This is a genomic window from Ramlibacter sp. 2FC, from assembly GCF_005503345.1.
Classification (GTDB): domain Bacteria; phylum Pseudomonadota; class Gammaproteobacteria; order Burkholderiales; family Burkholderiaceae_C; genus SCMQ01.
In genome coordinates, this window is the sequence record NZ_SCMM01000002.1 from 20,299 (window position 1) to 43,627 (window position 23,329).

At 69.3% G+C, this 23,329-nt stretch carries 20 protein-coding genes; 4 read left to right on the forward strand and 16 right to left on the reverse strand.

Annotation, left to right across the window (positions count from 1 at the left end):
• Positions 1–25: 25 nt before the first annotated feature.
• The 16 genes from FFS10_RS01275 to FFS10_RS01350 all read right to left on the reverse strand — a co-directional run bounded on the left by FFS10_RS01275 (position 26) and on the right by FFS10_RS01350 (position 19,416).
• Positions 26–2,281, reverse strand: a complete 2,256-nt coding sequence (locus FFS10_RS01275; protein ID WP_137890677.1) for a hybrid sensor histidine kinase/response regulator — start codon at positions 2,279–2,281, stop codon at positions 26–28.
• Positions 2,282–2,364: 83 nt separating this feature from the next.
• Positions 2,365–4,119, reverse strand: coding sequence for a methyl-accepting chemotaxis protein (locus tag FFS10_RS01280; protein WP_137890679.1), 1,755 nt, complete (start codon positions 4,117–4,119; stop codon positions 2,365–2,367).
• 58 nt (positions 4,120–4,177) lie between these two features.
• Positions 4,178–5,812, reverse strand: coding sequence for a methyl-accepting chemotaxis protein (locus FFS10_RS01285; RefSeq protein WP_137916415.1), 1,635 nt, complete (start codon positions 5,810–5,812; stop codon positions 4,178–4,180).
• A complete protein-coding gene (locus FFS10_RS01290) occupies positions 5,809–6,480 on the reverse strand; it encodes a chemotaxis protein CheW (RefSeq protein ID WP_249931122.1) in 672 nt (223 codons plus the stop codon). The genes FFS10_RS01285 and FFS10_RS01290 overlap by 4 nt, the downstream gene beginning before the upstream one ends.
• On the reverse strand, positions 6,470–7,882 hold the full coding sequence (locus tag FFS10_RS01295) for a CheR family methyltransferase (RefSeq protein WP_137890681.1): 1,413 nt from the start codon (positions 7,880–7,882) through the stop codon (positions 6,470–6,472). The genes FFS10_RS01290 and FFS10_RS01295 overlap by 11 nt, the downstream gene beginning before the upstream one ends.
• A gap of 1 nt (position 7,883) precedes the next feature.
• Positions 7,884–8,330 carry a chemotaxis protein CheW gene (locus FFS10_RS01300; RefSeq protein WP_249931123.1) on the reverse strand — a complete coding sequence of 149 codons (447 nt, stop codon included), beginning with the start codon at positions 8,328–8,330 and terminating at the stop codon, positions 7,884–7,886.
• 143 nt (positions 8,331–8,473) lie between these two features.
• The gene (locus FFS10_RS01305) at positions 8,474–8,968 is read right to left on the reverse strand and encodes a thioesterase family protein (protein WP_137890683.1); all 495 of its coding nucleotides are present in this window, start codon (positions 8,966–8,968) and stop codon (positions 8,474–8,476) included.
• A gap of 31 nt (positions 8,969–8,999) precedes the next feature.
• Entirely contained in the window at positions 9,000–9,764 is a 765-nt protein-coding gene (locus tag FFS10_RS01310) for an enoyl-CoA hydratase (RefSeq protein WP_137890685.1), read from the reverse strand.
• 5 nt (positions 9,765–9,769) lie between these two features.
• Positions 9,770–10,639: an acyl-CoA thioesterase gene (locus FFS10_RS01315; protein ID WP_137890687.1), complete on the reverse strand. Its 870-nt coding sequence runs from the start codon at positions 10,637–10,639 to the stop codon at positions 9,770–9,772.
• A 27-nt stretch (positions 10,640–10,666) separates the two neighbouring features.
• The gene (locus FFS10_RS01320) at positions 10,667–11,872 is read right to left on the reverse strand and encodes an acetyl-CoA C-acyltransferase (RefSeq protein ID WP_137890689.1); all 1,206 of its coding nucleotides are present in this window, start codon (positions 11,870–11,872) and stop codon (positions 10,667–10,669) included.
• 52 nt (positions 11,873–11,924) lie between these two features.
• Entirely contained in the window at positions 11,925–14,357 is a 2,433-nt protein-coding gene (locus FFS10_RS01325; RefSeq protein ID WP_137890691.1) for a 3-hydroxyacyl-CoA dehydrogenase/enoyl-CoA hydratase family protein, read from the reverse strand.
• Between the two features lie 19 nt (positions 14,358–14,376).
• Positions 14,377–16,173, reverse strand: coding sequence for an acyl-CoA dehydrogenase C-terminal domain-containing protein (locus FFS10_RS01330; protein ID WP_137890693.1), 1,797 nt, complete (start codon positions 16,171–16,173; stop codon positions 14,377–14,379).
• 35 nt (positions 16,174–16,208) lie between these two features.
• A complete protein-coding gene (locus FFS10_RS01335; protein WP_137890695.1) occupies positions 16,209–16,907 on the reverse strand; it encodes a TetR/AcrR family transcriptional regulator in 699 nt (232 codons plus the stop codon).
• Positions 16,908–17,044: 137 nt separating this feature from the next.
• Positions 17,045–17,908, reverse strand: a complete 864-nt coding sequence (locus tag FFS10_RS01340) for a fumarylacetoacetate hydrolase family protein (protein ID WP_137890697.1) — start codon at positions 17,906–17,908, stop codon at positions 17,045–17,047.
• Positions 17,909–17,947: 39 nt separating this feature from the next.
• Positions 17,948–18,685 carry an SDR family NAD(P)-dependent oxidoreductase gene (locus tag FFS10_RS01345; RefSeq protein ID WP_137890699.1) on the reverse strand — a complete coding sequence of 246 codons (738 nt, stop codon included), beginning with the start codon at positions 18,683–18,685 and terminating at the stop codon, positions 17,948–17,950.
• Positions 18,682–19,416, reverse strand: coding sequence for an SDR family oxidoreductase (locus tag FFS10_RS01350; protein WP_137890701.1), 735 nt, complete (start codon positions 19,414–19,416; stop codon positions 18,682–18,684). The genes FFS10_RS01345 and FFS10_RS01350 overlap by 4 nt, the downstream gene beginning before the upstream one ends.
• Positions 19,417–19,538: 122 nt before the next feature.
• Here FFS10_RS01350 and FFS10_RS01355 point away from each other — a divergent pair, with 122 nt between their 5' ends.
• From FFS10_RS01355 to FFS10_RS01370, 4 genes are all read left to right on the forward strand, one after another.
• Positions 19,539–20,252, forward strand: coding sequence for a FadR/GntR family transcriptional regulator (locus FFS10_RS01355; protein WP_137890703.1), 714 nt, complete (start codon positions 19,539–19,541; stop codon positions 20,250–20,252).
• 48 nt (positions 20,253–20,300) lie between these two features.
• Entirely contained in the window at positions 20,301–21,284 is a 984-nt protein-coding gene (locus FFS10_RS01360) for a sialic acid TRAP transporter substrate-binding protein SiaP (protein ID WP_137890704.1), read from the forward strand.
• A 12-nt stretch (positions 21,285–21,296) separates the two neighbouring features.
• Complete coding sequence (locus FFS10_RS01365) at positions 21,297–21,866, forward strand: TRAP transporter small permease (RefSeq protein WP_137890706.1); 570 nt, start codon at positions 21,297–21,299, stop codon at positions 21,864–21,866.
• 64 nt (positions 21,867–21,930) lie between these two features.
• Entirely contained in the window at positions 21,931–23,325 is a 1,395-nt protein-coding gene (locus FFS10_RS01370) for a TRAP transporter large permease (RefSeq protein ID WP_137890708.1), read from the forward strand.
• Positions 23,326–23,329: the final 4 nt, after the last annotated feature.

A 23,329-nucleotide genomic window follows, 5' to 3' on the forward strand; every position in this document is an offset into this window, starting at 1 on the left:
AAGTTGTGGGCCGGTCCGGACATCGTCAGAGCAGGCGGCCAACGGTCTCCAGCAAATTTCCCTGGTCGAACCGACTTTTCACGATATAGGCGCTGGCGCCCACGTCGACGCCCCGCTCACGGTGCTCGCGCGAATCGAGCGCGGTCACCAGCACCACCGGCAGCTCGGCCAGCTGCCGGTCGGCACGGATGCAGGCCGTGAGCTCGAAGCCGTCCATGCGTGGCATTTCGACGTCGGACACCACCAGGTCGAAGTCCGCCGCCTTGAGCTCGGCCAGGGCCTCCAGTCCGTCCACCGCGGTGCTGACCGCATAACCGTCCGACTCCAGGATGCTCTTGAGCAAGGCGCGCGAGGTGACCGAATCCTCCACCACCAGTACCGAGCGCTTGGGGGCGGACGGGGTGCTGCCTGCGGAAGGCGCGGCGCCCGTCGCGGCTGAATGAAGCAGGTCGGCCACGTTCAGCACCGGCACCACCTCGCCGGTACCCAGCAGGCTGGCGCCCGCGACATGGCGCACGCGCGCGAGCTGCGGGCCCAGGGGCTTGAGCAGGATCTCCTGCTCGCCCAGGATGGCATCGACGCGGAATGCGACGCGCGCCGCGCCTTGGCCCAGCACCAGCACCGGCCAGGGGGCTGCGGCGGCGCCGGCCGCGGGCCGCGGCAGCGCGAGCACGTCGGCCATATCCACCAGGGACAGCACCTGGCCCTCGAGCAAGATGGTGGCGCGGTTTTCCACCGTGCGCAACGCCGCCCCGTCCACCCGGGCGACGCGCTCGACGCTGGCCGCGGGCACCGCACAGAGCCGGTCTCCGGCACGCACCAGCACGCCGCGCAGCGTCGCCAGCGTGAGCGGCAGGACCATGCTGAACACCGTGCCGGCACCGGGCTGCGTGTCGATGGCGATACGCCCGCCCAGGCGCTCCACCTTCTCGTGCACGATCGCCAGACCGAGCCCACGCCCCGAAACGTCGGTGATGATCGGACTGGTGGACAGGCCGGAGCGCAGCACCAGCCCAAGGGCTGCCCGATCGTCGAGCTGCTCGACCGCCTCGGCGGACAACATGCCCTTCTGGCAGGCCACGGCCTTTACCCGCGCCACGTCGATACCTGCGCCGTCGTCGGTCATTCGCAGCTCGACCTTGCCGCTGTCGCTCTGCAGTACGGCCAGCGTGACCGTGCCCTGCGCCGGTTTGCCCGCCGCACCGCGCGCCGCAGGCGACTCGATGCCATGGTCGATCGCATTGCGCAGCAGATGAATCAGCGGGTCCTTGAGCTCGTCGAGGATGCGTCGGTCGATTTCGATCTCGCCCCCCTGCAAGCTGAGCGTCACCGCCTTGCCCTGATCGCGGGCGAGGTCGCGCGCCAGCCGCGGCAGAATGTCGAGCAGCGAGGCAATCGGCATCAGCTGCATCTGCTTGATCCCGTCGAGCAGGCTCTCGCTCATGCCCGCCAGCATGCGCTGGTCGTTCGCGGCCGCCTGCTGCAACTTGGACAGACGGGTGTCGAGGGTCGCCATGAACAGCGCCTCGCCCTCCAGGTGCCTGAGCAGTTGCTGCAGGTCCTTGCGCTCCTGCGGCGAGCCGTTGCCCGACACGCGCTCGATGCGCCGCAGCGCCGTCAGCAACTGCGCGCGCTGTTTCTTGCGCGCATGCACCAGGTCCGCCGTCTCACGCAAGGCCTCCACGCGCTGCTGCGCGGCCAGGCGGGGGCCCAGCAGTTCCTCGGCCTGGCGCATCACGGCGTCGAGCTTGGCGGCAGCGATCCGCACGGTGTCCACGGCGGTAATGGGCGCGGCCGCCGGCTGTGGCGCGGCGATTTCTTGCGCCACTCTCGGTGCCACGGCCTCGAACGACGGTTCAGCGCCGCCGGACAGCGCTGAACCGGCAGCCGCCGCCTCCAGCCGTCGGATCAGCCCTGGCAACGCCGCCGGAACGGCGGCCGGTTCCGGCCCACGCAACAGCGCGTCCAGCATGTCCAGGGCCTGGTGCAGCAGATCGAGCAGCGCCGGCGACACCGGCTGGCGGCCCTGCTGCAGCGCCGCGAACACGCTTTCGAGGGCCTGGCACAGCGACTCGACGGACGCGAGGTCCACCGCCCGGGCCGCCCCCTTGAGACTGTGCGCCTCGCGGAAAATGGCCTCGACGATGCGGCCCGCCTCGGACCCCGCTGGCGCTTTCTCCAGCGCCAGCAGGCCGGCGGCCAGCGCCTGGAGGTGCTCGTCCGCCTCGACCCGGAAGGTGGCGAGCAGCCGCTTCAGCAAGGCCTCGTTCTTACTGGCCATGTCCTGGCTCCTTGCCCCGGCCCCCGCATGGGCGGTCGGCTGGCACTGCCCCGTCTTTCGGTGTCATGACGCGTGCCTCCTCGTCACAGCCTGTACAGCGCGACCTGCTGCCTGAGCCGCGCCCCCAGCTCGTGCAGGCCCTGCGCCGCCGTCTCGGCCTGGCGCGTGCCGGCCGCATTCTGCAGGCTCGCCTGCTTGATGCTCTCCATCGCCTGGCCGACCTGGTCCATGCCCACCATCTGCTGCTGGCTCGACGCGGCAATCTGCGTCGCCGCCCGCGCCGCCTCGTCGATGCTCTCGGCCAGCAGGTGTATCGCCTGTGCGGCATCGGCCGACTGCTGGACGCCGGCCGCCACCGCCTTGTGGCCCTGCTCGGTGGCCAGCACCGCCGCGCTGGTCGCCTTCTGGATGTCGCCCAGGATGGTGCGCACCTGCGCCGTCGCCTGCTTGGACTGCTCGGCCAGGCTCCTGACCTCCTGCGCCACCACCGCGAAGCCCTTGCCCTCCTCGCCCGCGCGCGCCGCCTCGATCGCCGCGTTCACCGCCAGCAGGTTCGAGCGCTCGGCCAGTTCGTTCACCGTGGCGATGATCTCGCCTATCGCCTGGCCCTGCTCGCTCAGCCGCACCACGCTGTCGGCAATCGACGCCATCTGCTCCTGGATGCGGTGCATGCCGGCGATCGCATCCTCGACGGCCTGGCGTCCGCCCTGCGACACCTGCGCCGCGCGCTGCGCGCTGTCCGAGACATGGCGCGCCTTCTGGCTCGACAGCTGCGCCGTCTGCTTGACCTCCTCGACCGTGACCGTGGTCTGGCTGACCGCCGCCGCCGTCTGTGCCGCCCCCGCGGCCACCTGCGAGGTGGTGGCCAGGATCTCGTTCGACGACGACGCCAGCACGTTCACGCCCTCGTGGATCTCATGGGTCATCTTGCGCAGGTTGTCCAGCATGGTGGAAAAGGCGTTGCCCAGGGCATCCTGCCCGGACCGCACCTGGACCTGCATGCTCAGGTCGCCGCCGGCAATGCCCTGGGCCACCGCCGCCTTGTCCCTGAGCGAGATGGCCATCTGGTTGAAGCGCTCTTCCAGCTGGCCGATCTCGTCGGTCCGTTGCGCGGTGGAGGCCTGCACCACGATCTCACCGTCGGCAATGCGACTCGCCCGCGCCGCGATGTCCCTGAGCGGGGCAGCAATCATCCGGCTGAACAGGATGACCAGGGTCAAACCGGCAGCCAGCGCCACCGCCCCGCACAGCCCAACGATTCGCAGTGTCTGGAGCGCCTGCGCCTCGGAGTGGGCCACGGCAAGACGCATCTTCTCCTCCACCAACCTGACCAGCTCCTCGTCCAGGGCACGGATCTGCTTCGCGCGCCCCTGCTGCACGCCCACCGCCAGTTGCTGGGCTTCGGCCAGCTTGCCGGCGAGAATCAGCGGGATGATCTCGGCATCCTTGGTCTGAGCAAAGGCGTCCCACACGGATTTGAGTTCCGTCAGCCGCGACGACAGACCGGGGTCGTCCCTGGTCCGCTCCTGCAGGCCACGCAGGGCCTGATCGATCTGCTTCGACCCCTCGGTGGCCTGCCTCAATAAGGGCTCCTGATCGCTGCGGCTCTTCATCAGTTGTGCCTCGAGCATCAGCACCCGGATCTGGTTGAACTGGGTTCTCAGACCCGCCATGTCGCGTACGTTGCGATAGTCGTCTTCGTAGAGTGCCCTCTCGGACGCCAGCATCGACCCCATCCCCCAGTAGGCGCTGCCGATGACACCCAGCAGGAAAGCCAGCATCAGCCCAAAGCCGAAGACCAGCTTGCCGCGAGTGGAGAGATTGAGCAGCCAGTTCATGGTGTTTTTTTCCTTTCAGGCCTTCGGCCGTGCAGCGCCCCGCAAATGCTCGATGTCCTCACAACTGGTACAGCGCGACCTGCTGCCTGAGCCGCGCCCCCAGCTCGTGCAGGCCCTGCGCCGCCGTCTCGGCCTGGCGCGTGCCGGCCGCATTCTGCAGGCTCGCCTGCTTGATGCTGTGCATGGCCTGGCCGACCTGGTCCATGCCCACCATCTGCTGCTGGCTCGACGCGGCAATCTGCGTCGCCGCCTGCGCCGCCTCGTCGATGCTCTCGGCCAGCTGGCGTATCGCCTGTGCGGCATCGGCCGACTGCTGAATGCCGGCCGCCACCACCTTGTGGCCCTGCTCGGTGGCCAGCACCGTCGCGCTGGTCGCCTTCTGGATGTCGCCCAGGATGGTGCGCACCTGCGCCGTCGCCTGCTTGGACTGCTCGGCCAGGCTCTTGACCTCCTGCGCCACCACCGCGAAGCCCTTGCCCTCCTCGCCCGCGCGCGCCGCCTCGATCGCCGCGTTCACCGCCAGCAGGTTCGAGCGCTCGGCCAGTTGGCTCACCATGGCGATGATTTCGCCAATCGTCTGGCCCTGCTCGCCCAGCTGCACCACGCTGTCGGCGATCGACGCCATCTGGTCCTGGATGCGCTGCATGCCGGCAATCGCCCCCTCCACCGCCAGGCGTCCGCCCTGCGACACCTGCGCCGCGCGCTGCGCGCTGTCCGAGACATGGCGCGCCTTCTGGCTCGACAGCTGGGCCGTCTGCTTGACCTCCTCGACCGTGACCGTCGTCTGGCCTACCGCCGCCGCCGTCTGGGCCGCCCCCGCGGCCACCTGCGAGATGGTGGCCAGGATCTCGTTCGACGACGACGCCAGCACGTTCACGCCGGCGTGGATCTCGCGCGTGCTCGTACGCAGCCGGGCGGTCATGGCGTGAAAGGCCTTCAGCAGGTCGCCGACCTCGTCGCCGCGCGGCTCGACGGGCAGCGCGGCGGTCAGGTCGCCGGCCGCGACCCGGCCGGCGATGTCGGCCACATCGCGCAGCGGCCCGGCGATCATGCGGCTCAGCCACAGCGCCATCGCGAGTCCGAACCCCAGCGCCACCAGGCCGAGAACGAGCAGCTCGACCATCGCTGCCTGGCTGCGCTGCTCCGCTGCCGTCTCGGCGGCACGGGCGCGCCGCAAGGCCTCCTCGCCCAGTGCCTGCGCCATCTGGCGCATCTGCAGGTAGCGCTGCTCCTGGGCCCCCAGAATCATCGCCAGGGCCTGCTCGGTCTGGCCCGCCTGGATCAGCGGCATGATCTGGGCATTGCGCGTCCGGTTGAAAACGTTGCGCAAGGCCACGATCTCCTGGATCTGGGCCAAGGGCTGGGCATCGTCGCGTTTGCGCCCCTGCAGCTGGCGCAAGGCCTCGTCGCCCTCCTGTTCACGCTGCCGGATGTCCTGCTGCGCGACCTCGCGCTCGGCGGGCGTCTGGGCCAGCAGCAGGCGCAGCAGCGAGGCGCGGCTGCCGTTGATGTCGGTACGCAGCTCCAGCAGGTCGACGGCGTCGGCGAATTCCTGTTGCAGGACGCGCTGCGAGGCCAGGATCGCCGAAACGCTCTGGTAGGCGGTCAGGCCCGCGCCGGCCAGCAGCGCGAGCATCAACCCGAAGCCTACGAACAGCTTGTTGCGTGTGCTCAGGTCGAGCATCCATGTCATCGCGGTTCTCCTTGCATAGGCTTGGTCACGCGCGGCGCGACAGGCTCGTCCCGCACCACCAGGCTGTCGTCGGCCAGCAGCAAGCCGGCGTCGAGCACCGCCGTGCGCCCGGGCGTCACCCCACGCAGGTATTTCGCGCGGATGCCGGTGAGGGTGGGCAGTGCGGGCTGGATATCGGCCACCGGCAGGCTGAGCATGCCGGTGATGGCGTCGGCCAGGATGCCGAAGCGCATGCCTTCGCCGGCCAGCACGATCAGCTTGTTGAGATCGGTCAGCCCCTGTGCCGGCAGCTCGAAGAAGGTCCTGAGGTCGATGACCGACAGGATCTCGCCATGCAGGTTGACCAGGCCCAGCACGAAGGGCGGGGTGCTGGGTACCGGGGTCAGCTGCTCCAGCACACAGACCTCGCGCACGAAGCGCGATTCGACGGCGTAATCCTCCCAGGCCAGGCGGAACGCCAGCAGGTCGAGCTGCTCGCTCAGCTCCGGCTCGGGTGCCTTCGCCAGGGCCTGGGCGCGCGCCTTCAGGATGCGCTGGGTGGTCTCGGGATCATGCATCCCCGCACGGTCGAATGCCAGGCGCGCAGCCTCCATGCGTTGCCGTACGCTGGACCAGTCGAGCGCGCCCGGCCCCGCCGGGGCGCGCGTGATCGGCGTGTCATCGTTCATGCACTTGCCTCCGCGTCAGAGGTGCGCGGCCCGCCGCACCCTGCGTCTGCTGCAGGTTGGCCAGTGCCAGGCGCACCACCTCGGCCAGCCGGCCGGCATGCAGGCCCTCGGACTCGGGCACGGTCTCGTCCGCGGGGCAGTCCTGCAGCAGGACCAGGGCTCGGCCGAAGTGCCGCGCGGCCTCGCCGGCACGGCCCTGGGCCCGGCGCAGGCTGCCGAGCGCGAAATGGGCCAGGATGAAGTCCGGCTCGAGGTACAGCGCCCGCGCGAGCGACTGCGCCGCGGCGTCGGCCTGGCCCTGCTCCTGTTGGATGGTCGCGAGCAGGTAATGCGCCGCCGGCCTGAGCTTGTCGGCGGCGATCGCCCGCTGGCACCAGGCCAGGGCCTCGTCGAAGCGCCCCTGGTCGGCCAGGGCCCGCGCCGTCAGCGCCAGCCGCCGCGGGTCGCGCGGGGGCTCGACCGCAAGCGACCGCGGCGCGGCCGGCATCCACCGGCCCGGCGAAGGGACGAACGGCGACCGCGCCGGCACCGCCGCGTCACGCAACGCGGGCGCAAGCGCGCTCTTGCGGTACAGCGTCACGCCGTCCAGGGTGACGGGGGTGAAGCCGGTGAACAGGGCGCTGGACATCTCCGCCGGCGTCACCACCAGCCAGCCTCCCGGCCGCAGTGCGCGGTGCAGCCGCTCGACCACCGCTGCGGCCTGCGCAGGGCCGAAGTACATCAACACGTTGCGGCACAAGATCAGATCCGTCGCGAAAGTATTGCTGGCCAGCGAGGGATAGCTGTCCTCGGCCAGGTTGAGCACCGCCCAGGTGACGCACCGGCGGATGCGCTCGTGCAGCCGCAAGCGCCCGTCCGGCCGGCGCTCGAAATAGCGCTCCTGGACCCAGGCCGGCGTGTCCCGGAACGACCAGGCGCCGTACTCGCCTTGCACCGCGCGGCGCAGGAACTCTGGATTGATGTCCGTGCCCAGCAGGCTCACCTGCAGGGGGTCGGCTCGGGGCAGCAGCCGGTCCAGCAGCATGGCGACCGAATACGGCTCCTCCCCGGTGGCGCAGCCCGCACTCCAGATCCGCAGTTGCGGCGCACTGGCGCAACGCGCCTGCAGCAGTTCCGGCAGGATGCGCCCCTCGAGCAGATCGAACAGGGCCCGGTCGCGAAAGAAATAGGTCTCGCCCACGGTCAGGTACGTCGCCAGCCGTTCGACGTCAGCGTCGCTCAGGGGCGCGGACAGCAGCCGTTGCGCGCAGGCCGCCGCGTCCGGCAGGTCGAAGTCGGTCGCGGCGGCGGCCATGCCGCGGGCCAGATCGCTCCAGCGTTCCGGGGGGAAATGCAGGCCCAGACGGGTCCCGACAAGCTCGCTCAGGCGGGCCAGCTGGGTCTCGGACAGGGCCTTGCCCATTTCACGGACCTCCGCTGGCCGCCATGGCCGTGTCGAGGGAGGTCGCTTCGTCGAGCGAGAGAAACCGGTCCAGATCGTGCACCAGCAGCAGGCCGTCACCCTGGCGCAGGACGCCGTCGACCAGTTCGAGCCCGGGCAGGATGCGCGCCGCGTCGATCCAGTCCGGACCGGCGCAGTCGGTCACTCCGCTCACCGCGTCGACGACCAGCGCCACGGAACGCTGACGCGCTCGGGCGATGACGATGTGGTCGCTCAGGGCCTGCGCACGCTCGGGCAGGCCCAGGCGACGACGCAGGTTGACGACCGGGATGACGCGCCCCTGGAGGTTGAGGACCCCGAGCACGATCTCGGGGGCGCCGGGCAGATACGACAGGGCAACAGCCTGGATGACACGCTCGACCACGGCCAGGGGCAGGGCGACGCGCACAGCATCCAACTCGAGAACCACATACGGCCCTCTGCTCCCTGCGCCCATTTCTGGGTCACGGCCCCTTTTTTCCATGCAGCTGTTTCTTTTTGATTTCCATCAAGCATAGCAGCGCGCGCCATTTTTTACGACACTCAGCCCTGGTCGCGCAGGGCGATAAGGGCTCAGGACACGATGTAGGCCCCCGCCCCGGTGGACAGCAGCCTGCCGCCTTCGCCCAGGAACTCCATGCGCGTGGAAGCCACGCGCGAGCCCAGGCGCATGACCTCGGCACGCAGCTCGAAGCGCTCGCCTATGGCCGGACGCAGGTAGTCGATACGCAGGTCTATGGTGCCGAGCTTGGCGAAGCGGTGCAGGCGCTGCGCGGGCGGCTCGTCCATGTGGCGCGCGCCGATCGCGGCCAGCACCGCCAGGCCGCCCATGGCGTCGAGCCCGGCGCTGATCACGCCGCCGTGCAGGCGGTGGTAGCTGAAATGGCCGATCAGTTCGGGCCGCATGGCGATGTGGGCGCCGACCCGATCGGGCTCGAGCGTGTCGATCTTCAGGCCGAGCAGCTGGTTGAAGGCGATGCGCTCTTCGAAGATGCTCTTGAGGCCCGCGATGAACTCGGGTTCGAAGGCCGCGGCTGCGGCCTGGTGCTTGGTATGGGGGGGCGTCAAGGCATGGGCCTCGTGCAGGCGCGAACCGGCTTCAAAGCGCCGAGAAATCGGGCTTGCGCTTGTCCATGAAGGCGGCGAAGGCCTCGCGCGCGGCCGGCTCGCGCAGCATGCGCGAGAAGCTCGCGCCCTCCTCGGCCATGCGCTCGGCCACCTGCGCGGCCTGGCCCTTCTTCAGCAAGCGCTTGGTCTCGACCAGCGACACCAGGGGCTTGGCGGCCAGCTTGCGCGCCTGGGCCTGGGCGTAGGCGTTGACCTCGGTCGGCGGCAGCACGCGGTTGACCAGGCCGACCTCGAGCGCGGCCTCGGCGAAGAAGGGCTCGCCCAGCAGCAGGGCCTCGGCCGCGCGGTGGTAGCCGAACATCTGGGGCGCCAGCAGGCTGGAGGCCGCCTCGGGGCACAGGCCCAGGTTGACGAAGGGCATGGAGAAAGCCGCGTTGTCGCCGGCGTAGACCAGGTCGCAGTGGAACAGCAGGGTGGTGCCCACGCCCACGGCCGGCCCGCAGACGGCGGCGAGCAGCGGCTTGGGGAAGGCGGCGATGCCGCGCAGGAAGCGGAACACCGGCCGGTCGGGCGTGGCCGGCGGCGCATTGAGGAAGTCCCCGATGTCGTTGCCGGCGCTGAACACGGTCTCCTGGCCTTGCAGCAGCACCACGCGCACGCTGGCGTCGGCCTCGGCGCGCGCCAGCGCATCGGCCAGGGCCGCGTACATGTCCGCAGTGAGGGCGTTCTTGCGCTCCGCACGGTTGAGCGTGAGCGTGAGCACGCCGGCGTCGCAGTGTTCTAGGATCTCTGACATCGGGTTCATTCCTTGAAATAGACGATCTGGTGGCTGGTGGCCAGCAGCTGGCCGGCCTGGTTCCAGAGCTCGGCGCTCTGGTCGAAGAAACCGTTGAAGAAGGACTGGGCACGCGCCTGGCCCAGCAGGTAGCCCTCGCCGGTGGCGGCGAGCTCGGCCGCACCGGCGTGGAAGTAGACCGTCATGGAGACCGTGCCCACCGGCGTCATGCGCGCGCGGCGGCGCCACACGCGCGGGTAGAACACGTCGGCCAGGGCCGTGAGGCTGCAGAAATCGAGCGGGCGCGGCGGGTCGTCGCGCATCCACAGCTGGGTCAGGCTGTCGGCCTCGGCATCGTCCCAGGCGGCCGGCAGCTCGCCGGCGCAGGGACGCAGGTCGTAGCGCTGCACCCAGGCCACGCGCCGGGCGGAACTGGCGCGCGCGATGGTCTCGGGCGCCGGCACCTCGGGCATCACCGCATCGGCCGCGCTCCAGGTGCCGCGCCGCTTGGCGGTCACGGCCGTGGCGGTCAGCATCACCGAGTCCAGGCCGGCGTCGTCGGTCTGCAGGATCGCGACGGTCCAGTGCTGGGTCGAGCGGTTGGTGCGCACCGGCCGCGCCTCGACGCGGAAGCTCCCCTCGGCCAGGGCGGCGGCGAAGTTCACGGTGAAGGATACCGGCTCGCCGAGGCGCTCGGGATGCTGCAGCACGGCCTGCAGGGCCTGGGCGGCCGTGAGGCCGCCGAACGGCCCGACCATGTTCCAGTAGGCCGCATGGGTATGGCCCTGCCAGTGGCGCGTAGCCTCGCGGCCATGCTCCTGCGCCGTCACCGCGACCGGCATCAGGGCCAGCGCCTGGTCGAACGGGTGGGCCGTCGACACCGTGGTCTTGCTCATCGCTGTACTCCTCGCTGGGGGCAGGTCTCAGACGCGCTCGAAGATGCCGGCCGCGCCCTGCCCCATGCCCACGCACATGGTGACCATGCCGTAGCGCTTATTGTGCCGCCGCAGCGCGTGCACCACTGTCGCCGAACGGATAGCGCCGGTGGCGCCCAGCGGGTGGCCGAGCGCGATCGCGCCGCCCATGGGGTTGACCCTGGCCGGGTCCAGGCCCAGGCTGCCCATCACGGCCAGCGACTGGGCGGCGAAGGCCTCGTTGAGCTCGATCCAGTCGATGTCGTCCTGCTTCAGGCCAGCCTGGTGCAGCGCGGCCGGGATGGCCGCTATCGGGCCTATGCCCATCAGGTGGGGCGGCACGCCGCGGCTGGCAAAGCTGACGAAGCGCGCCAGCGGCGTGAGGCCGAAGCGCTTGACGGCCGCCTCGCTGGCCAGGATCAGCGCGCCCGCGCCGTCCGAGGTCTGCGAGCTGTTGCCGGCCGTGACCGAGCCGCGCGCGGCGAACACGGCCCGGAGTTTGGCCAGGCCTTCGGGTGTGGTGTCGGGGCGGGCGCCTTCGTCCAGGCTCACGCTGCGGGTCCGGACGGCGACCTCGGCGGTGGCCAGGTCGACGCTGCGCTCGCTGAGCTCGACCGGCGTGATCTCGGCCGTGAACTCGCCGGCCTGCATCGCGGCGACCGCCTTCATGTGCGAGCGGTAGGCAAATTCGTCCTGCGCCTGGCGCGAGACCTTCCACTGCTGGGCCACCTTCTCGGCCGTCAGGCCCATGCCGTAGGCGATGCCGTATTGGTCCACGTCCTCGGTATTGGCGAAGATCGTGGGCGAGAGGCTGGGCGTGTTGCCCATCATGGGCACCATGCTCATGCTCTCGGCGCCGGCCGCGACCATGACCTCGGCCTCGCCCACGCGGATGCGGTCGGCCGCCATCTGCACGGCCGAGAGCCCGGAGGCGCAGAAGCGGTTGACGGTGATGCCGCCCACGCTTTTCGGCAGGCCGGCCAGCACCGCGCCTATGCGCGCCACGTTCAGGCCCTGCTGGCCCTCGGGGATGGCGCAGCCGCAGATCACGTCCTCGATGGCCTGCGGGTCCAGCCCCGGCGCCTGGGCCAGGGCCGAGCGCAGCACGGTGGCCAGCAGCTCGTCGGGACGGGTGTGGCGGAAGTAGCCCTTGTGCGACCTGCCGATCGGCGTGCGCGTCGCGGCGACGATGTAGGCGTCTTGAATTTGTTTCATGAAAAGCTCCTTAGCTGCCTTGCTCCTTCCCCCTCTGGGGGAAGGTGAGGGATCAGTTGCGCAGCGGCTTGCCGGTGGACAGCATGGCCATGATGCGCTCCTGGGTCTTGGGGTGGGCCAGCAGCGCGCAGAAGGCGCGGCGCTCCAGCGTCATCAGGTAGTCCTCGCTGACCAGGGTGCCGGGCTCGACCTCGCCGCCGGTCAGCACGCCGGCGATCAGGTCGGCGATGTGGAAGTCGTGCTGGCTGATGAAACCGCCGTCGCGCATGTTGACCAGCTGGCCCAGGATGGTGGCGCGGCCGTCGCGCCCCGCCACCGGGAACAGGCGCCGGTGCGGCGGCCGCCAGCCGCCCTGGAACAGGGCCCGGGCCTCGTTCAGCGCGACGTACAGCAGTTCGTCCTTGTGCGGCACGATGACGTCGCTGTCCAGCAGATAGCCGAGCTGGCGCGACTCGAGCGCGCTGGTGCCGACCCGGGCCATGGCCGCGGCGGTGAAGCCCTCGGTCAGGAAGGGCAGCAGGTCCTTGCCCGTCGAGCGGGCCGCGTTCTCGGCGGCACGGCGCGCAATATAGGTCAGACCACCCGCGCCGGGCACCAGGCCCACGCCGACTTCGACCAGACCGATGTAGCTTTCCATGTGGGCCACGCGGCGCGCCGAGTGCAGGGCCAGCTCGCAGCCGCCGCCCAGGGCCAGGCCGCGGATGGCCGAGACCACGGGCACGCTGGCGTAGCGCAGCTTGAGCATGATGCGCTGCAGCTCGTGCTCGGCCTCGTCGATGGCCGCGACGCCGCCCATCATGAAGCCCGGCAGCATGGACTGCAGGTCGGCGCCGGCGCTGAAGGGCTCGTCGCCCGACCAGATCACCAGGCCCTGGTAGCCCTGCTCGGCCAGGTCCACCGCGCGCGACAGGCCTTCGGCCACGGCCGGGCTGATCGCGTGCATCTTGGACTTGATGCTCGCGATCAGGAGCTCGCCATCGAGCGTCCACAGGCGGATCGCCGCGTCCTCCTGCAGGGTCTGGCCCGCGCCCTCGAACTTCGGCCCGGCCTCGCCTAGCAGCAACTCGGGAAACAGCTGGCGCGCATGCACCGGCAGCTGGCGGCGCGGCTCGAAGCGGCCGGCGGCCGGGTTCCACGAGCCCTGGGCCTGGTGCACGCCACCGGCCTCGGCCACCGGCCCGGTGAAGACCCAGTCGGGCAGCGGCGCCGAGCACAGCGCCAGGCCGGCGTCTATGTCCTCCTGAACCATGCGGGCCACCGCCAGCCAGCCGGCCTCCTGCCAGAGCTCGAACGGGCCCTGCTGCATGCCGAAGCCCCAGCGCATGGCCAGATCGACGTCGCGCGCGGTCTCGGCGATGCGGTCCAGGTGCAGGGCGGCGTAGTGGAAGCTGTTGCGCAGGATCGCCCACAAGAATCTTCCCTGCGCGCCTTCGCTGCTGCGCAGCAGCTTGAGGCGCTCGGCCGCCGGTTTCTTCAGCATGCGGCCGTAGACCTCGTCGGCCTTCTGGCCGGCCGCCACGTAGTCCTTGGTCCTAGGGTCGTAGCGCAGCACTTCGCGGCCCTGCTTCTTGTAGAAGCCGGCCCCGGACTTCTGGCCCAGCTGCCCGCCCTCGAGCAGGGTCTTAAGCACTTCGGGCGTGCCGAAGCTGGGGTAGAACGGGTCGCTCTGCTCGTCGAGGTTGTCCTGCAGCGTGCGGATCACATGGGCCAGGGTGTCCAGGCCCACCACGTCGGCGGTGCGGAAGGTGCCCGAGCTGGCACGGCCCAGGCGCTTGCCGGTCAGGTCGTCGACCACGTCGAACGCGAGGCCGAAGCGCTCGGCCTCCTTCATGGTCGAGAGCATGCCGGCGATGCCGATGCGGTTGGCGACGAAGTTGGGCGTGTCCTTGGCGCGCACCACGCCCTTGCCCAGGCCGCTGGTGACGAAGCTTTCCAGGTCGTCGAGGATACTGGCCTGGGTGTTCGGCGTGGCGATCAGCTCGACCAGGCTCATGTAGCGCGGCGGGTTGAAGAAGTGGATGCCGCAAAAGCGCGGCTTGAGCGCCTCGGGCAGGGCCTCGGCTAGCCGGGTGATAGCCAGGCCCGAGGTGTTGCTGGCCAGGATGGCGTGCGGCGCGATGAAGGGCGCGATCTTCTGGTAGAGATCGTGCTTCCAGTCCATGCGCTCGGCGATGGCCTCGATGACCAGGTCGCACTCGCGCAGCGATGCCAGGTGCTCCTCGTAGTTGGCGGCCTGGATCAGGGCTGCGTCCTCGGCCACGCCCAGGGGCGCGGGCTTGAGCTTCTTCAGACCCTCGATGGCCTTGAGCACGATGCCGTTCTTGGGCCCTGATGAGGAGGGGGACGGGGCCCCTCCGCCCGTCCCGTTGGCGGGAAGATCGAACAGCAGCACCGGCACCTTGACGTTGACCAGGTGGGCGGCGATCTGGGCGCCCATGACGCCCGCGCCGAGCACGGCGACTTTTTTCACTTGAAAGCGTGACATGGCGTTTCCTCCGCGCCGCTCAAGCCAGGGCCGCGTCGGTGTCCATCAGGACCTTGGCGCCGGCGCGCGCGCTGCGCATCAGCATCGCGGTCTCGGGGAACAGCTTGGCGAAATAAAAGCGCGCGGTCTGCAGCTTGGCCTGGTAGAAGGGATCGGCGCTGCCCTCGGCAATGCGGCGCAGCGCCACCTGGGCCATGCGCGCCCAGAAGTAGCCGAATACCAGATGGCCGGCCACACGCAGGTAGTCCACCGCCGCGGCGCCGACCTCGTCGGCGTTCTGGAAGCCCTTGAAGCCGATCTCGGTGGTGAACTTCGTCATCTGCTCGCCCAGGTAGGCCAGCGGGTTGATGAACTCGGCCATCTTCTCGTTCACGCCCTCCTCCTCGACCAGGGCGGCGACCAGCTTGCCGAACTTCTTGAGCGTGGCGCCGTTGTTGGCCAGCACCTTGCGCGCCAGCAGGTCCAGCGACTGCACGGTGTTCGTGCCCTCGTAGATCATGTTGATGCGGGCGTCGCGCACGTACTGCTCCATACCCGACTCGCGGATGTAGCCGTGGCCGCCGAACACCTGCTGGCACAGCGTGGCGGCCTGGTAGCCGTTGTCGGTGAGGAAGGCCTTGACGATGGGGGTGAGCAGGGCCAGCAGCTCGGCGCTGTCCTGGCGCTGCTTCTCGTCGGGGTGGTGCAGCTCCTTGTCGAGCAGCAGGGCGCAGAAGCTGGCGAGCGCGCGGCCGCCCTCGGCCCAGGCCTTGGCCGTGAGCAGCATCTTGCGCACGTCGGGATGGACGATGATGGGGTCGGCCGGCTGGTCCTTGGCCTTGGGGCCGGTCAGCGAGCGCATCTGCAGGCGCTCCTTGGCGTAGGCCAGCGCGTTCTGGTAGGCCACCTCGGTCAGGCCCAGCGACTGGTTGCCCACGCCCAGGCGGGCGGCATTCATCATCACGAACATGGCCTGCAGGCCCTTGTTGGGCTGGCCGACCAGGCTGCCGACCGCGCCCTCGAGCACCATCTGGCAGGTGGCGTTGCCGTGGATGCCCATCTTGTGTTCCAGGCCGCCGCAGTAGATGCCATTGCGCTCCCCCGGCGAGCCGTCGGCGTTCACCTTGAACTTGGGCACGGCGAACAGGCTGATGCCCTTGCTGCCGGGCGGCGCGTCGGGCAGGCGGGCCAGCACCAGGTGCACGATGTTGGGCGCCAGGTCGTGCTCGCCGGCGCTGATGAAGATCTTGTTGCCGGTGATGCGGTAGCTGCCGTCGGCCTGGGGCTCGGCCTTGCTGCGCAGCAGGCCCAGGTCGGTGCCGCAATGCGGCTCGGTCAGGCACATGGTGCCGGTCCATTCGCCGCTGGTGAGCTTGGGCAGGTAGAGCGCCTTCTGCTCCTCGGTGCCGTGGGCGTGCAGGCATTCGTAGGCACCGTGCGAGAGGCCGGGGTACATGGTCCAGGCCTGGTTGGCCGAGTTCAGCATCTCGTAGAAGCACTGGTTGAGCGCGAAGGGCAGGCCCTGGCCGCCGTATTCGGGGTCGCAGGACAGCGCCGCCCAGCCGCCTTCCACGTACTGGGCGTAGGCCGCCTTGAAGCCCTGGGGCGTGCGCACCTCGTGCGTGGCCTGGTCCAGCTGGCAGCCCTCGGCGTCGCCGCTCAGGTTGAGCGGGAAGGTGACCTCGGCCGCGAACTTGCCCCCCTCCTCGAGCACGGCGTTGATGGTGTCGGCGTCGACCTCGGCGTGGCGCGGCAGCGCGCGCAGCTCGTCGGTGACGTGCAGCAGTTCGTGCAGCACGAACTGCATGTCGCGCAGGGGCGGGGTGTAGCTGGGCATGTCGGGCTCCTTGGGATTTGGACGAATGGTGGGAATCAGGAAGAACGTGAACGGCTGCGCGCACGCGCGGGCTCCGGGCCAGCTGCCGGAGCGGCGCTGCAGCGCGCCAGGATGTTGTCGAAGCCGGCGTGGGCGCGCGCGATGGCGCCGGGCTTTTTCAGAAAGCGCGCCTCGTAGTGCAGGGCCAGGATCATGGCGTGGATCTCGAAGGCGATCTGCTGCTCGTCGGCGTCGGCGCGCAGGTGGCCCTCCTCCTGGGCCTGGACCACGGCGCGGTGCATGGCGGCCAGCCAGGTGTTGACCGAGCTGGCCAGCGCGTCGCGCACCGGCCCGGGCCGGTCGTCGAACTCGACCGCGCCGCCGATGTAGAGGCAGCCCGAGTCGATCTCGGTCGAGGTGCGCTGCATCCAGTTGTCGAACAGGGCGCGCAGGCGCGGCAGGCCGCGCGGCGCCTGCATGGCCGGGTAGAACACCTCGTCCTCGAAGCGCACGTGGTACTCGCGGATCACCGAGATCTGCAGCTCCTCGCGCGAGCCGAAATGGGCGAACACGCCCGACTTGCTCATGCCCGTGACCTCGGCCAGGGCGCCTATGGACAGGCCTTCCAGGCCGATCTGGGTGGCCAGGCCCAGCGCCGCCTCGACGATGACGGCCTTGGTCTGCTGGCCTTTTTGCAGGGCACGGCCGCCACGCTCGGCGGCGCGCGCGGTCTTGGCGGAGGAATCGGTGGCCATGATTGAAAAATAAAACGAACGATCGTGCTATTTTGCAGCATTTCTTGGCCGCTGCCTATCCCCGGCCGATTTGTTTTTTCGAAGGGGAAAAAGAAAACGGGCCGCACAGCAGCCCGTTTTCAAGAGGAAGGCAGCGCTCAGAGCTTGAACGGCACGACGAGCTGGCGCTGCTCGCCCAGGCCTTCTATGCCCAGGGTGATCACGTCGCCCTTCTTCAGATAGACCGGCGCGGCCTCGCCGTTCTTCTTGATGCCCATGCCCACGCCCGGCGGGGTGCCGGTGGTGATCACATCGCCCGGCATCAGCGTCATGAACTGGCTCACGTAGCTGACCAGCTTGGCCACGTTGAAGATCATGGTCCTGGTGTTGCCGGTCTGCATGCGCTCGCCGTTGACGTCCAGCCACATGTCCAGCTTCTGCGGGTTGGCCACCTCGTCGCGCGTGACCAGCCAGGGGCCGATGGGGCCGAAGGTGTCGCAGCCCTTGCCCTTGTCCCAGGTGCCGCCGCGCTCGATCTGGTACTCGCGCTCGCTGACGTCGTTGATGGTGCAGTAGCCGGCCACGTAGTTGAGCGCGTCCTTCTGCGAGACGTACTGGGCCTTGGCGCCGATCACCACGCCGAGCTCGACTTCCCAGTCGGTCTTCTTGGAACCCTTGGGCAGCATCACGTCGTCGTTGGGCCCCTGGATGCAGCTGGTCGCCTTGGTGAAGACGATGGGCTCCTTGGGGATGGGCAGATTGGACTCGGCCGCATGGTCGGCATAGTTCAGGCCGATGGCGATGAACTTGCCGACGCCCGCCACCGGGCAGCCCATGCGCGGCTTGCCCTTGACCAGCGGCAGCTTGTCGGTCTTGAGCTTGGCGAGCTTGGCCAGCGCCTTGTCGCCCAGCTGCTCGGGCGTGATGTCGGCGATCACGCCGCTCAGGTCGCGCAGCTTGCCCTCGGCATCGATCAGGCCGGGCTTTTCCTTGCCCGGCTTGCCATAGCGAACGAGTTTCATCGAATTCCTTTCTTGGTATGCAAGGGTTTGAAATGTAAGTCAGTAGCTGGAGCGCCCGCCCGAGAGGTCGAACACCGCTCCGGTGGAGAACGAGCAGTCCTCGGTGCACAGCCAGCCCACCATGGCGGCGACCTCCTCCGGCAGGCCGAAGCGGCCCATGGGAATCTTGGACAGCATGAACTGGATGTGCTCGGGCGTCATCTGGTCGAAGATCGCGGTCTTCACCGCCGCCGGCGTCACGCAGTTCACGCGTATGCCGGTGTCGGCCAGTTCCTTGCCCAGCGACTTGGTCAGCGCGATCACCGCGGCCTTGCTGGCGCTATAGGCGCTGGCATTGGGGTTGCCGTCCTTGCCGGCCACCGAGGCGATGTTGACGATGCGGCCCCAGTTGCGCTCGCGCATGCGCGGCACGATCTCGCGGCAGCAGTAGAACAGGCCGTTGAGATTCACGTCCAAGACCTGGCGCCAGGCCTCGGGCGGGTAGTCCCACAGCCGCGTGTTCGGGCCGGTCACGCCGGCGCTGTTGACCAGGGCGTCGATCGCGCCCTCGGTCTGCGCCACCGCCTGCACCACGCTGGCGTGCTCGCTCACGTCCACCGCCACGGTGCGCACACCGGCGCCGAGCTGCCCGGCCGCGCACGCCAGCGCCTGCGGGTCGCGGTCCCACAGCGTCACGCGCGCGCCCGAGGCCAGCATGCGCTGCGCGATCGCCAGGCCCAGGCCGGCCGCGCCGCCGGTGATGACGGCGTGGCGGCCGTTCAGGTCGAGCTGGTTCATATGGTGATGCCGCCGTCGATGGCGTAGGCCTGGCCCGTGACGAAGGCCGACTCGTCGCTGGCGAGGAACAGCACCAGGGGCGCGATCTCGTGCGCCTGGGCCAGGCGCCCCATGGGCTGGCGCGCGACGAAGGCCTGGCGCGCCGCCGCCGGATCGGCGTTGGCATTGATGCGTTCGGCCAGCGAAGGCGTGTCCACGGTGCCGGGGCAGACGGCGTTGCAGCGTATGCCCTGGCCCACGTAGTCGGCCGCCACGCTTTTCGTGAGGCCGATCACGGCGGCCTTGGTCGTGCCGTAGACGAAGCGGTTGGGCAGGCCCTTGATGCTGCCGCAGACGCTGGCCATGTTGATGATGCTGCCGCCGCCGGCCGCCAGCATCTTGGGCAGGAAGGCCTGTATGGTCCAGAACTGGGCGCGCACGTTGAGCTGGAAGGCGAACTCCAGGTCCTGGTCCGAGGCCTGCAGCAGCGCGCCGTTGTGCACCACGCCGGCGCAGTTGAACAGCACGTCCAGCGCCGGCAGGTCGGCCGCCAGGCGCTCGATGGCCGCCTTGTCCAGCACGTCGAGCTTGACGGCGCGCACATTGGCCACGCCGTCGTAGTCGTCGAGCAATTTGGGATTGACGTCGGTGGCCCAGACCTGGGCGCCCTCGGCAGCCAGGGCCAGGGCGCTGGCGCGTCCTATGCCCTGCCCCGCGGCGGTGATCAGGGCGGTTTTTCCTTTGAGTCGCATGACGAACGGTTCTCCTTGGTAAGGGTTTTGCCGGATGAAGGCAGTGGGCGTTTCATGGGATTATGAATTGGCCTTACCACTTGACCACTCGTGGCTAACCCTTAAACGCAAACCTCTTTGACGTGCCGATCCAGTCCCTAGAGCCCCAACGCCTGTACCAGCAGATCGCCGCCCAGCTGCGCGCCCTGATCGTCTCGGGCGAGTTCGCCCCCGGCTCGCGGCTGCCGGCCGAGCGCGACCTGGCCAAGCAGCTCGGCGTGAGCCGCCCCTCGGTGCGCGAGGCGCTGATCGCGCTGGAGGTCGAGGGCATGATCGAGGTGCGCACCGGCTCGGGCATCTACGTGCTGCAGCCCGGCGCGCGCAAGCCGCCCGCCGCGCCGCACGACCCCACCGAATGGGGGCCGCTGGAGCTGATGCGCGCGCGCGAGCTGGTCGAGGGCGAGGTCGCGGCCCTGGCCGCGCGCCACGCGCGCAAGGCCCAGATACTCGCGATCGACAGCGCGCTGCAGCAGATGCGCGACCAAGCCGAGGACGGCGCCGCGCCGCGCGCCGGCGACGAGGCCTTCCACAACGCCGTGGCCCAGGCCTGCGGCAACGAGGTGCTGCGCGACACCGTGCAGCGCTACTGGGAGGCGCGCCATGCCCCGCTGTTCGAGCGCCTGGGCGACTATTTCGAGGACGCGGCCTCGTGGAACGCGGCCCTCGCCGAACACCAGGCCGTGCTCGAGGCGATACGCGCGCACGACCCCGGCGCCGCGCGCGAGGCCATGCAGGCCCACCTCAAGCACGCGCACGACCGCTACAACGTGAGCTGGCGCCGCGCGCGCCGCTCCTGACACCGCATTCCGGCTTCCAACCCTGAACCACCCCACCGAGGAGACACCATGAGCAAGCGAACCACCCTCAAGACCCTGGCGCTGTGCGCCCTGCTGGCCGGCGCCGGCCTGCCGGCCCTGGCCCAGGCGCAGAACAAACTCAAGTGGGCCCATGCCTACGAGACCTCCGAGCCCTATCACAAGTGGTCGGTCTGGGCCGGCGAGGAGATCAAGAAGCGCACCAACGGCAAGTACGAGGTCCAGGTGTTCCCCGCCTCCTCGCTGGGCAAGGAGTCCGACATCAACCAGGGCCTGACCCTGGGCACGGTGGACATCATCCTCACCGGCGCCAGCTTCGCCGCGCGCAGCTACCCGCCGCTGGCCGTGTCCTACTTTCCGTTCATCTTCCGCGACGCCGAGCACCAGCTCAAGTACGCCAGGAGCGAGGTGTTCCGCGAGCTGGCCAAGGGCTACGACGACAAGACCGGCAACCACATCACCGCCCTCACCTACTACGGTGCGCGCCACGTCACCTCGAACAAGGCGGTGCAGAAGCCCGAGGACATGAAGGGCCTGAAGATCCGCGTGCCCGACGCCCCCGCCTACCTGGCCTTCCCCAAGGCCCTGGGCGCCAACGCCACGCCGATCGCCTTCGCCGAGGTCTACCTGGCGCTGCAGAACGGCACCGTGGACGCGCAGGAGAACCCGCTGCCCACCATCGAGGCCAAGAAGTTCTTCGAGGTGCAGAAGAACATCTCGCTGACCGGCCACATCGTCGACTCGCTGCTGACCGTGGTCGGCGGCCCGCTGTGGGGCAAGCTCAGCGACGCCGAGAAGAAGATCTTCGCCGAGGTCACACAGGAAGCCGCCGAGAAGGCCAGCCGCGAGATCGCCGCCGCCGAGGTCCGCCTGGCCGAGGAGTTCAAGAAGAAGGGCAACAACGTGCTGACTGTGGACAAGAGCGCCTTCCGCGAGGCCGTGCTCAAGGCCACCCGGCCGACCGACCATGGCTACCGCCAGGCCGACTACGACCGCATCGTCGCCATCAAGTAAGCCGGCAAAGCCATGCAAGACCTTGACGCGCTGCCCCAGGTGATGGGCGAAGACGGCGAGTTCCACACCGAGGACGATGCCGTGGACCTGTCGGGCACCACGCCGGAGGCCTGGGCGGCCCTGGGCCTGTTCTGGCTGCTCGGGGCCACGGTGTTCTACCAGTTCTTCACGCGCTACGTGCTCAACGACTCGGCCGCCTGGACCGAGGAGATCGCGCGCTACCTGCTGATCGGCGTGGTCTTCATCGGCGCCGCCATCGGCGTGGCCAAGAACAACCACATCCAGGTCGACTTCTTCTACCGCTTCATGGCCCCTGCGATGGCGCGCCGCATGGCCGCCGCGGTGGACTGGCTGCGCGTGCTGTTCTTCGCTGCCACCGTGCTGCTCACGCTGCTGATGATGAACAAGCTGGGCAGCAACTCGCGCATGACGCTGATCGACCTGCCCATGAACGTCGTCTACGCGGTCTGCCTGCTCGGCTTCGCGGTCATGACCTGGCGCGCCATCCAGGTGGCGCGCACCCACCGCCGGCGCGGCTACAGCGTACTCGAGCGGCCCGAGAGCGCGATCGAGGACCGCTGAGCGCCCGCCCTCCCCAGCGCCCCCGGCCCGGCCGGGGGCCCTCTACTGAACCCATCCCAAGGCCATGCTCAAAATCATTTTCCTGCTGCTCATGGGCGGCGGCATCCCGGTGGCCATCGCCATGGCCGGCTCGGCGCTGCTCTACATCCTGTGGAGCGGCAACCTGCCCTCCTTCGTCGTGATCCACCGCATGATCAGTGGCATAGACAGCTTCCCGCTGCTGGCCGTGCCCTTCTTCATCCTGGCCGGCAACCTGATGAACAACGCCGGCATCACCAACCGCATCTACAACTACGCCCTGGCCCTGGTGGGCTGGCTCAAGGGCGGCCTGGGCCATGTCAACGTGGTCGGCTCGGTGGTGTTCGCCGGCATGAGCGGCACGGCCATCGCCGACGCCGCGGGGCTGGGCACCATCGAGATCAAGGCCATGAAGGACCATGGCTACGGCACCGAGTTCGCGGTCGGCGTGACGGCCGCCTCGGCCACGCTGGGCCCCATCATCCCGCCCAGCCTGCCCTTCGTGATCTACGGCATGATGGCCAACGTCAGCGTGGGCGCCCTGTTCCTCGCCGGCATCCTGCCGGGCGTGCTGCTGGCCGCGCTGATGATGCTCACGGTGGCGTATTTCGCGCACAGGAACGGCTGGGGCGCCGATATCCGCTTCCAGTGGCCGCGCGTGCTCAAGGCCCTGGGCGAGACCGTGGTGGTTCTCGGCTGGCCGCTCGCGCTGTGGGCGCTGGTGACCAAGCTCGGCCTGCCGGCCCAGCCCACGGTGCTGGCCGGCCTGGCCCTGCTGTTCGCGCTCGACAAGCTCTTCAGCTTCCAGGCCGTGCTGCCCATCATGACGCCGGTGCTGCTGATCGGCGGCATGACCACCGGCATCTTCACGCCCACCGAGGGCGCGATCGCGGCCTGCCTCTGGGCCATGGTGCTGGGCTTCGCCTGGTACCGCACGCTGAACTTCAAGACCTTCGTCAAGGTCTGCCTGGACACGGTGGAGACCACCTCCACCGTGCTGTTCATCGTGGCGGCGGCCAGCATCTTCGGCTGGATGCTCACCGCCACCGGAGTGACCACCGCGATCAGCGAGTGGGTGCTGGGCTTCACCAAGGAGCCCTGGGTGTTCCTGCTGCTGGCCAACCTGCTGATGCTGTTCGTCGGCTGCTTCCTCGAACCCACGGCCGCGATCACCATCCTCGTGCCCATCCTGGTGCCGATCTGCCAGCAGCTGGGCATAGACCTGGTGCACTTCGGCCTGGTCATGGTGCTCAACCTCATGATCGGCCTGCTGCATCCGCCCATGGGCATGGTGCTGTTCGTGCTGGCGCGCGTGGCCAAGCTCTCGGTGGAGCGCACGACCATGGCCATCCTGCCCTGGCTGTTCCCGCTGCTGGGCAGCCTGATCGTGATCACCTACTTCCCCAAGCTGGTGCTCTGGCTGCCCAAGATGTTCTATTGACCCG

Excerpts from the sequence above, each read along its gene's own strand:
- FFS10_RS01275 (WP_137890677.1), bottom strand. The coding sequence starts at position 2,281 with ATGGCCAGTAAGAACGAGGCCTTGCTGAAGCGGCTGCTCGCCACCTTC.
- FFS10_RS01280 (WP_137890679.1), bottom strand. The coding sequence starts at position 4,119 with ATGAACTGGCTGCTCAATCTCTCCACTCGCGGCAAGCTGGTCTTCGGC.
- FFS10_RS01285 (WP_137916415.1), bottom strand. The coding sequence starts at position 5,812 with ATGACATGGATGCTCGACCTGAGCACACGCAACAAGCTGTTCGTAGGC.
- FFS10_RS01290 (WP_249931122.1), bottom strand. The coding sequence starts at position 6,480 with ATGAACGATGACACGCCGATCACGCGCGCCCCGGCGGGGCCGGGCGCG.
- FFS10_RS01295 (WP_137890681.1), bottom strand. The coding sequence starts at position 7,882 with ATGGGCAAGGCCCTGTCCGAGACCCAGCTGGCCCGCCTGAGCGAGCTT.
- FFS10_RS01310 (WP_137890685.1), bottom strand. The coding sequence starts at position 9,764 with ATGTCAGAGATCCTAGAACACTGCGACGCCGGCGTGCTCACGCTCACG.
- FFS10_RS01315 (WP_137890687.1), bottom strand. The coding sequence starts at position 10,639 with ATGAGCAAGACCACGGTGTCGACGGCCCACCCGTTCGACCAGGCGCTG.
- FFS10_RS01320 (WP_137890689.1), bottom strand. The coding sequence starts at position 11,872 with ATGAAACAAATTCAAGACGCCTACATCGTCGCCGCGACGCGCACGCCG.
- FFS10_RS01325 (WP_137890691.1), bottom strand. The coding sequence starts at position 14,357 with ATGTCACGCTTTCAAGTGAAAAAAGTCGCCGTGCTCGGCGCGGGCGTC.
- FFS10_RS01330 (WP_137890693.1), bottom strand. The coding sequence starts at position 16,173 with ATGCCCAGCTACACCCCGCCCCTGCGCGACATGCAGTTCGTGCTGCAC.
- FFS10_RS01335 (WP_137890695.1), bottom strand. The coding sequence starts at position 16,907 with ATGGCCACCGATTCCTCCGCCAAGACCGCGCGCGCCGCCGAGCGTGGC.
- FFS10_RS01340 (WP_137890697.1), bottom strand. The coding sequence starts at position 17,908 with ATGAAACTCGTTCGCTATGGCAAGCCGGGCAAGGAAAAGCCCGGCCTG.
- FFS10_RS01345 (WP_137890699.1), bottom strand. The coding sequence starts at position 18,685 with ATGAACCAGCTCGACCTGAACGGCCGCCACGCCGTCATCACCGGCGGC.
- FFS10_RS01350 (WP_137890701.1), bottom strand. The coding sequence starts at position 19,416 with ATGCGACTCAAAGGAAAAACCGCCCTGATCACCGCCGCGGGGCAGGGC.
- FFS10_RS01360 (WP_137890704.1), top strand. The coding sequence starts at position 20,301 with ATGAGCAAGCGAACCACCCTCAAGACCCTGGCGCTGTGCGCCCTGCTG.
- FFS10_RS01365 (WP_137890706.1), top strand. The coding sequence starts at position 21,297 with ATGCAAGACCTTGACGCGCTGCCCCAGGTGATGGGCGAAGACGGCGAG.
- FFS10_RS01370 (WP_137890708.1), top strand. The coding sequence starts at position 21,931 with ATGCTCAAAATCATTTTCCTGCTGCTCATGGGCGGCGGCATCCCGGTG.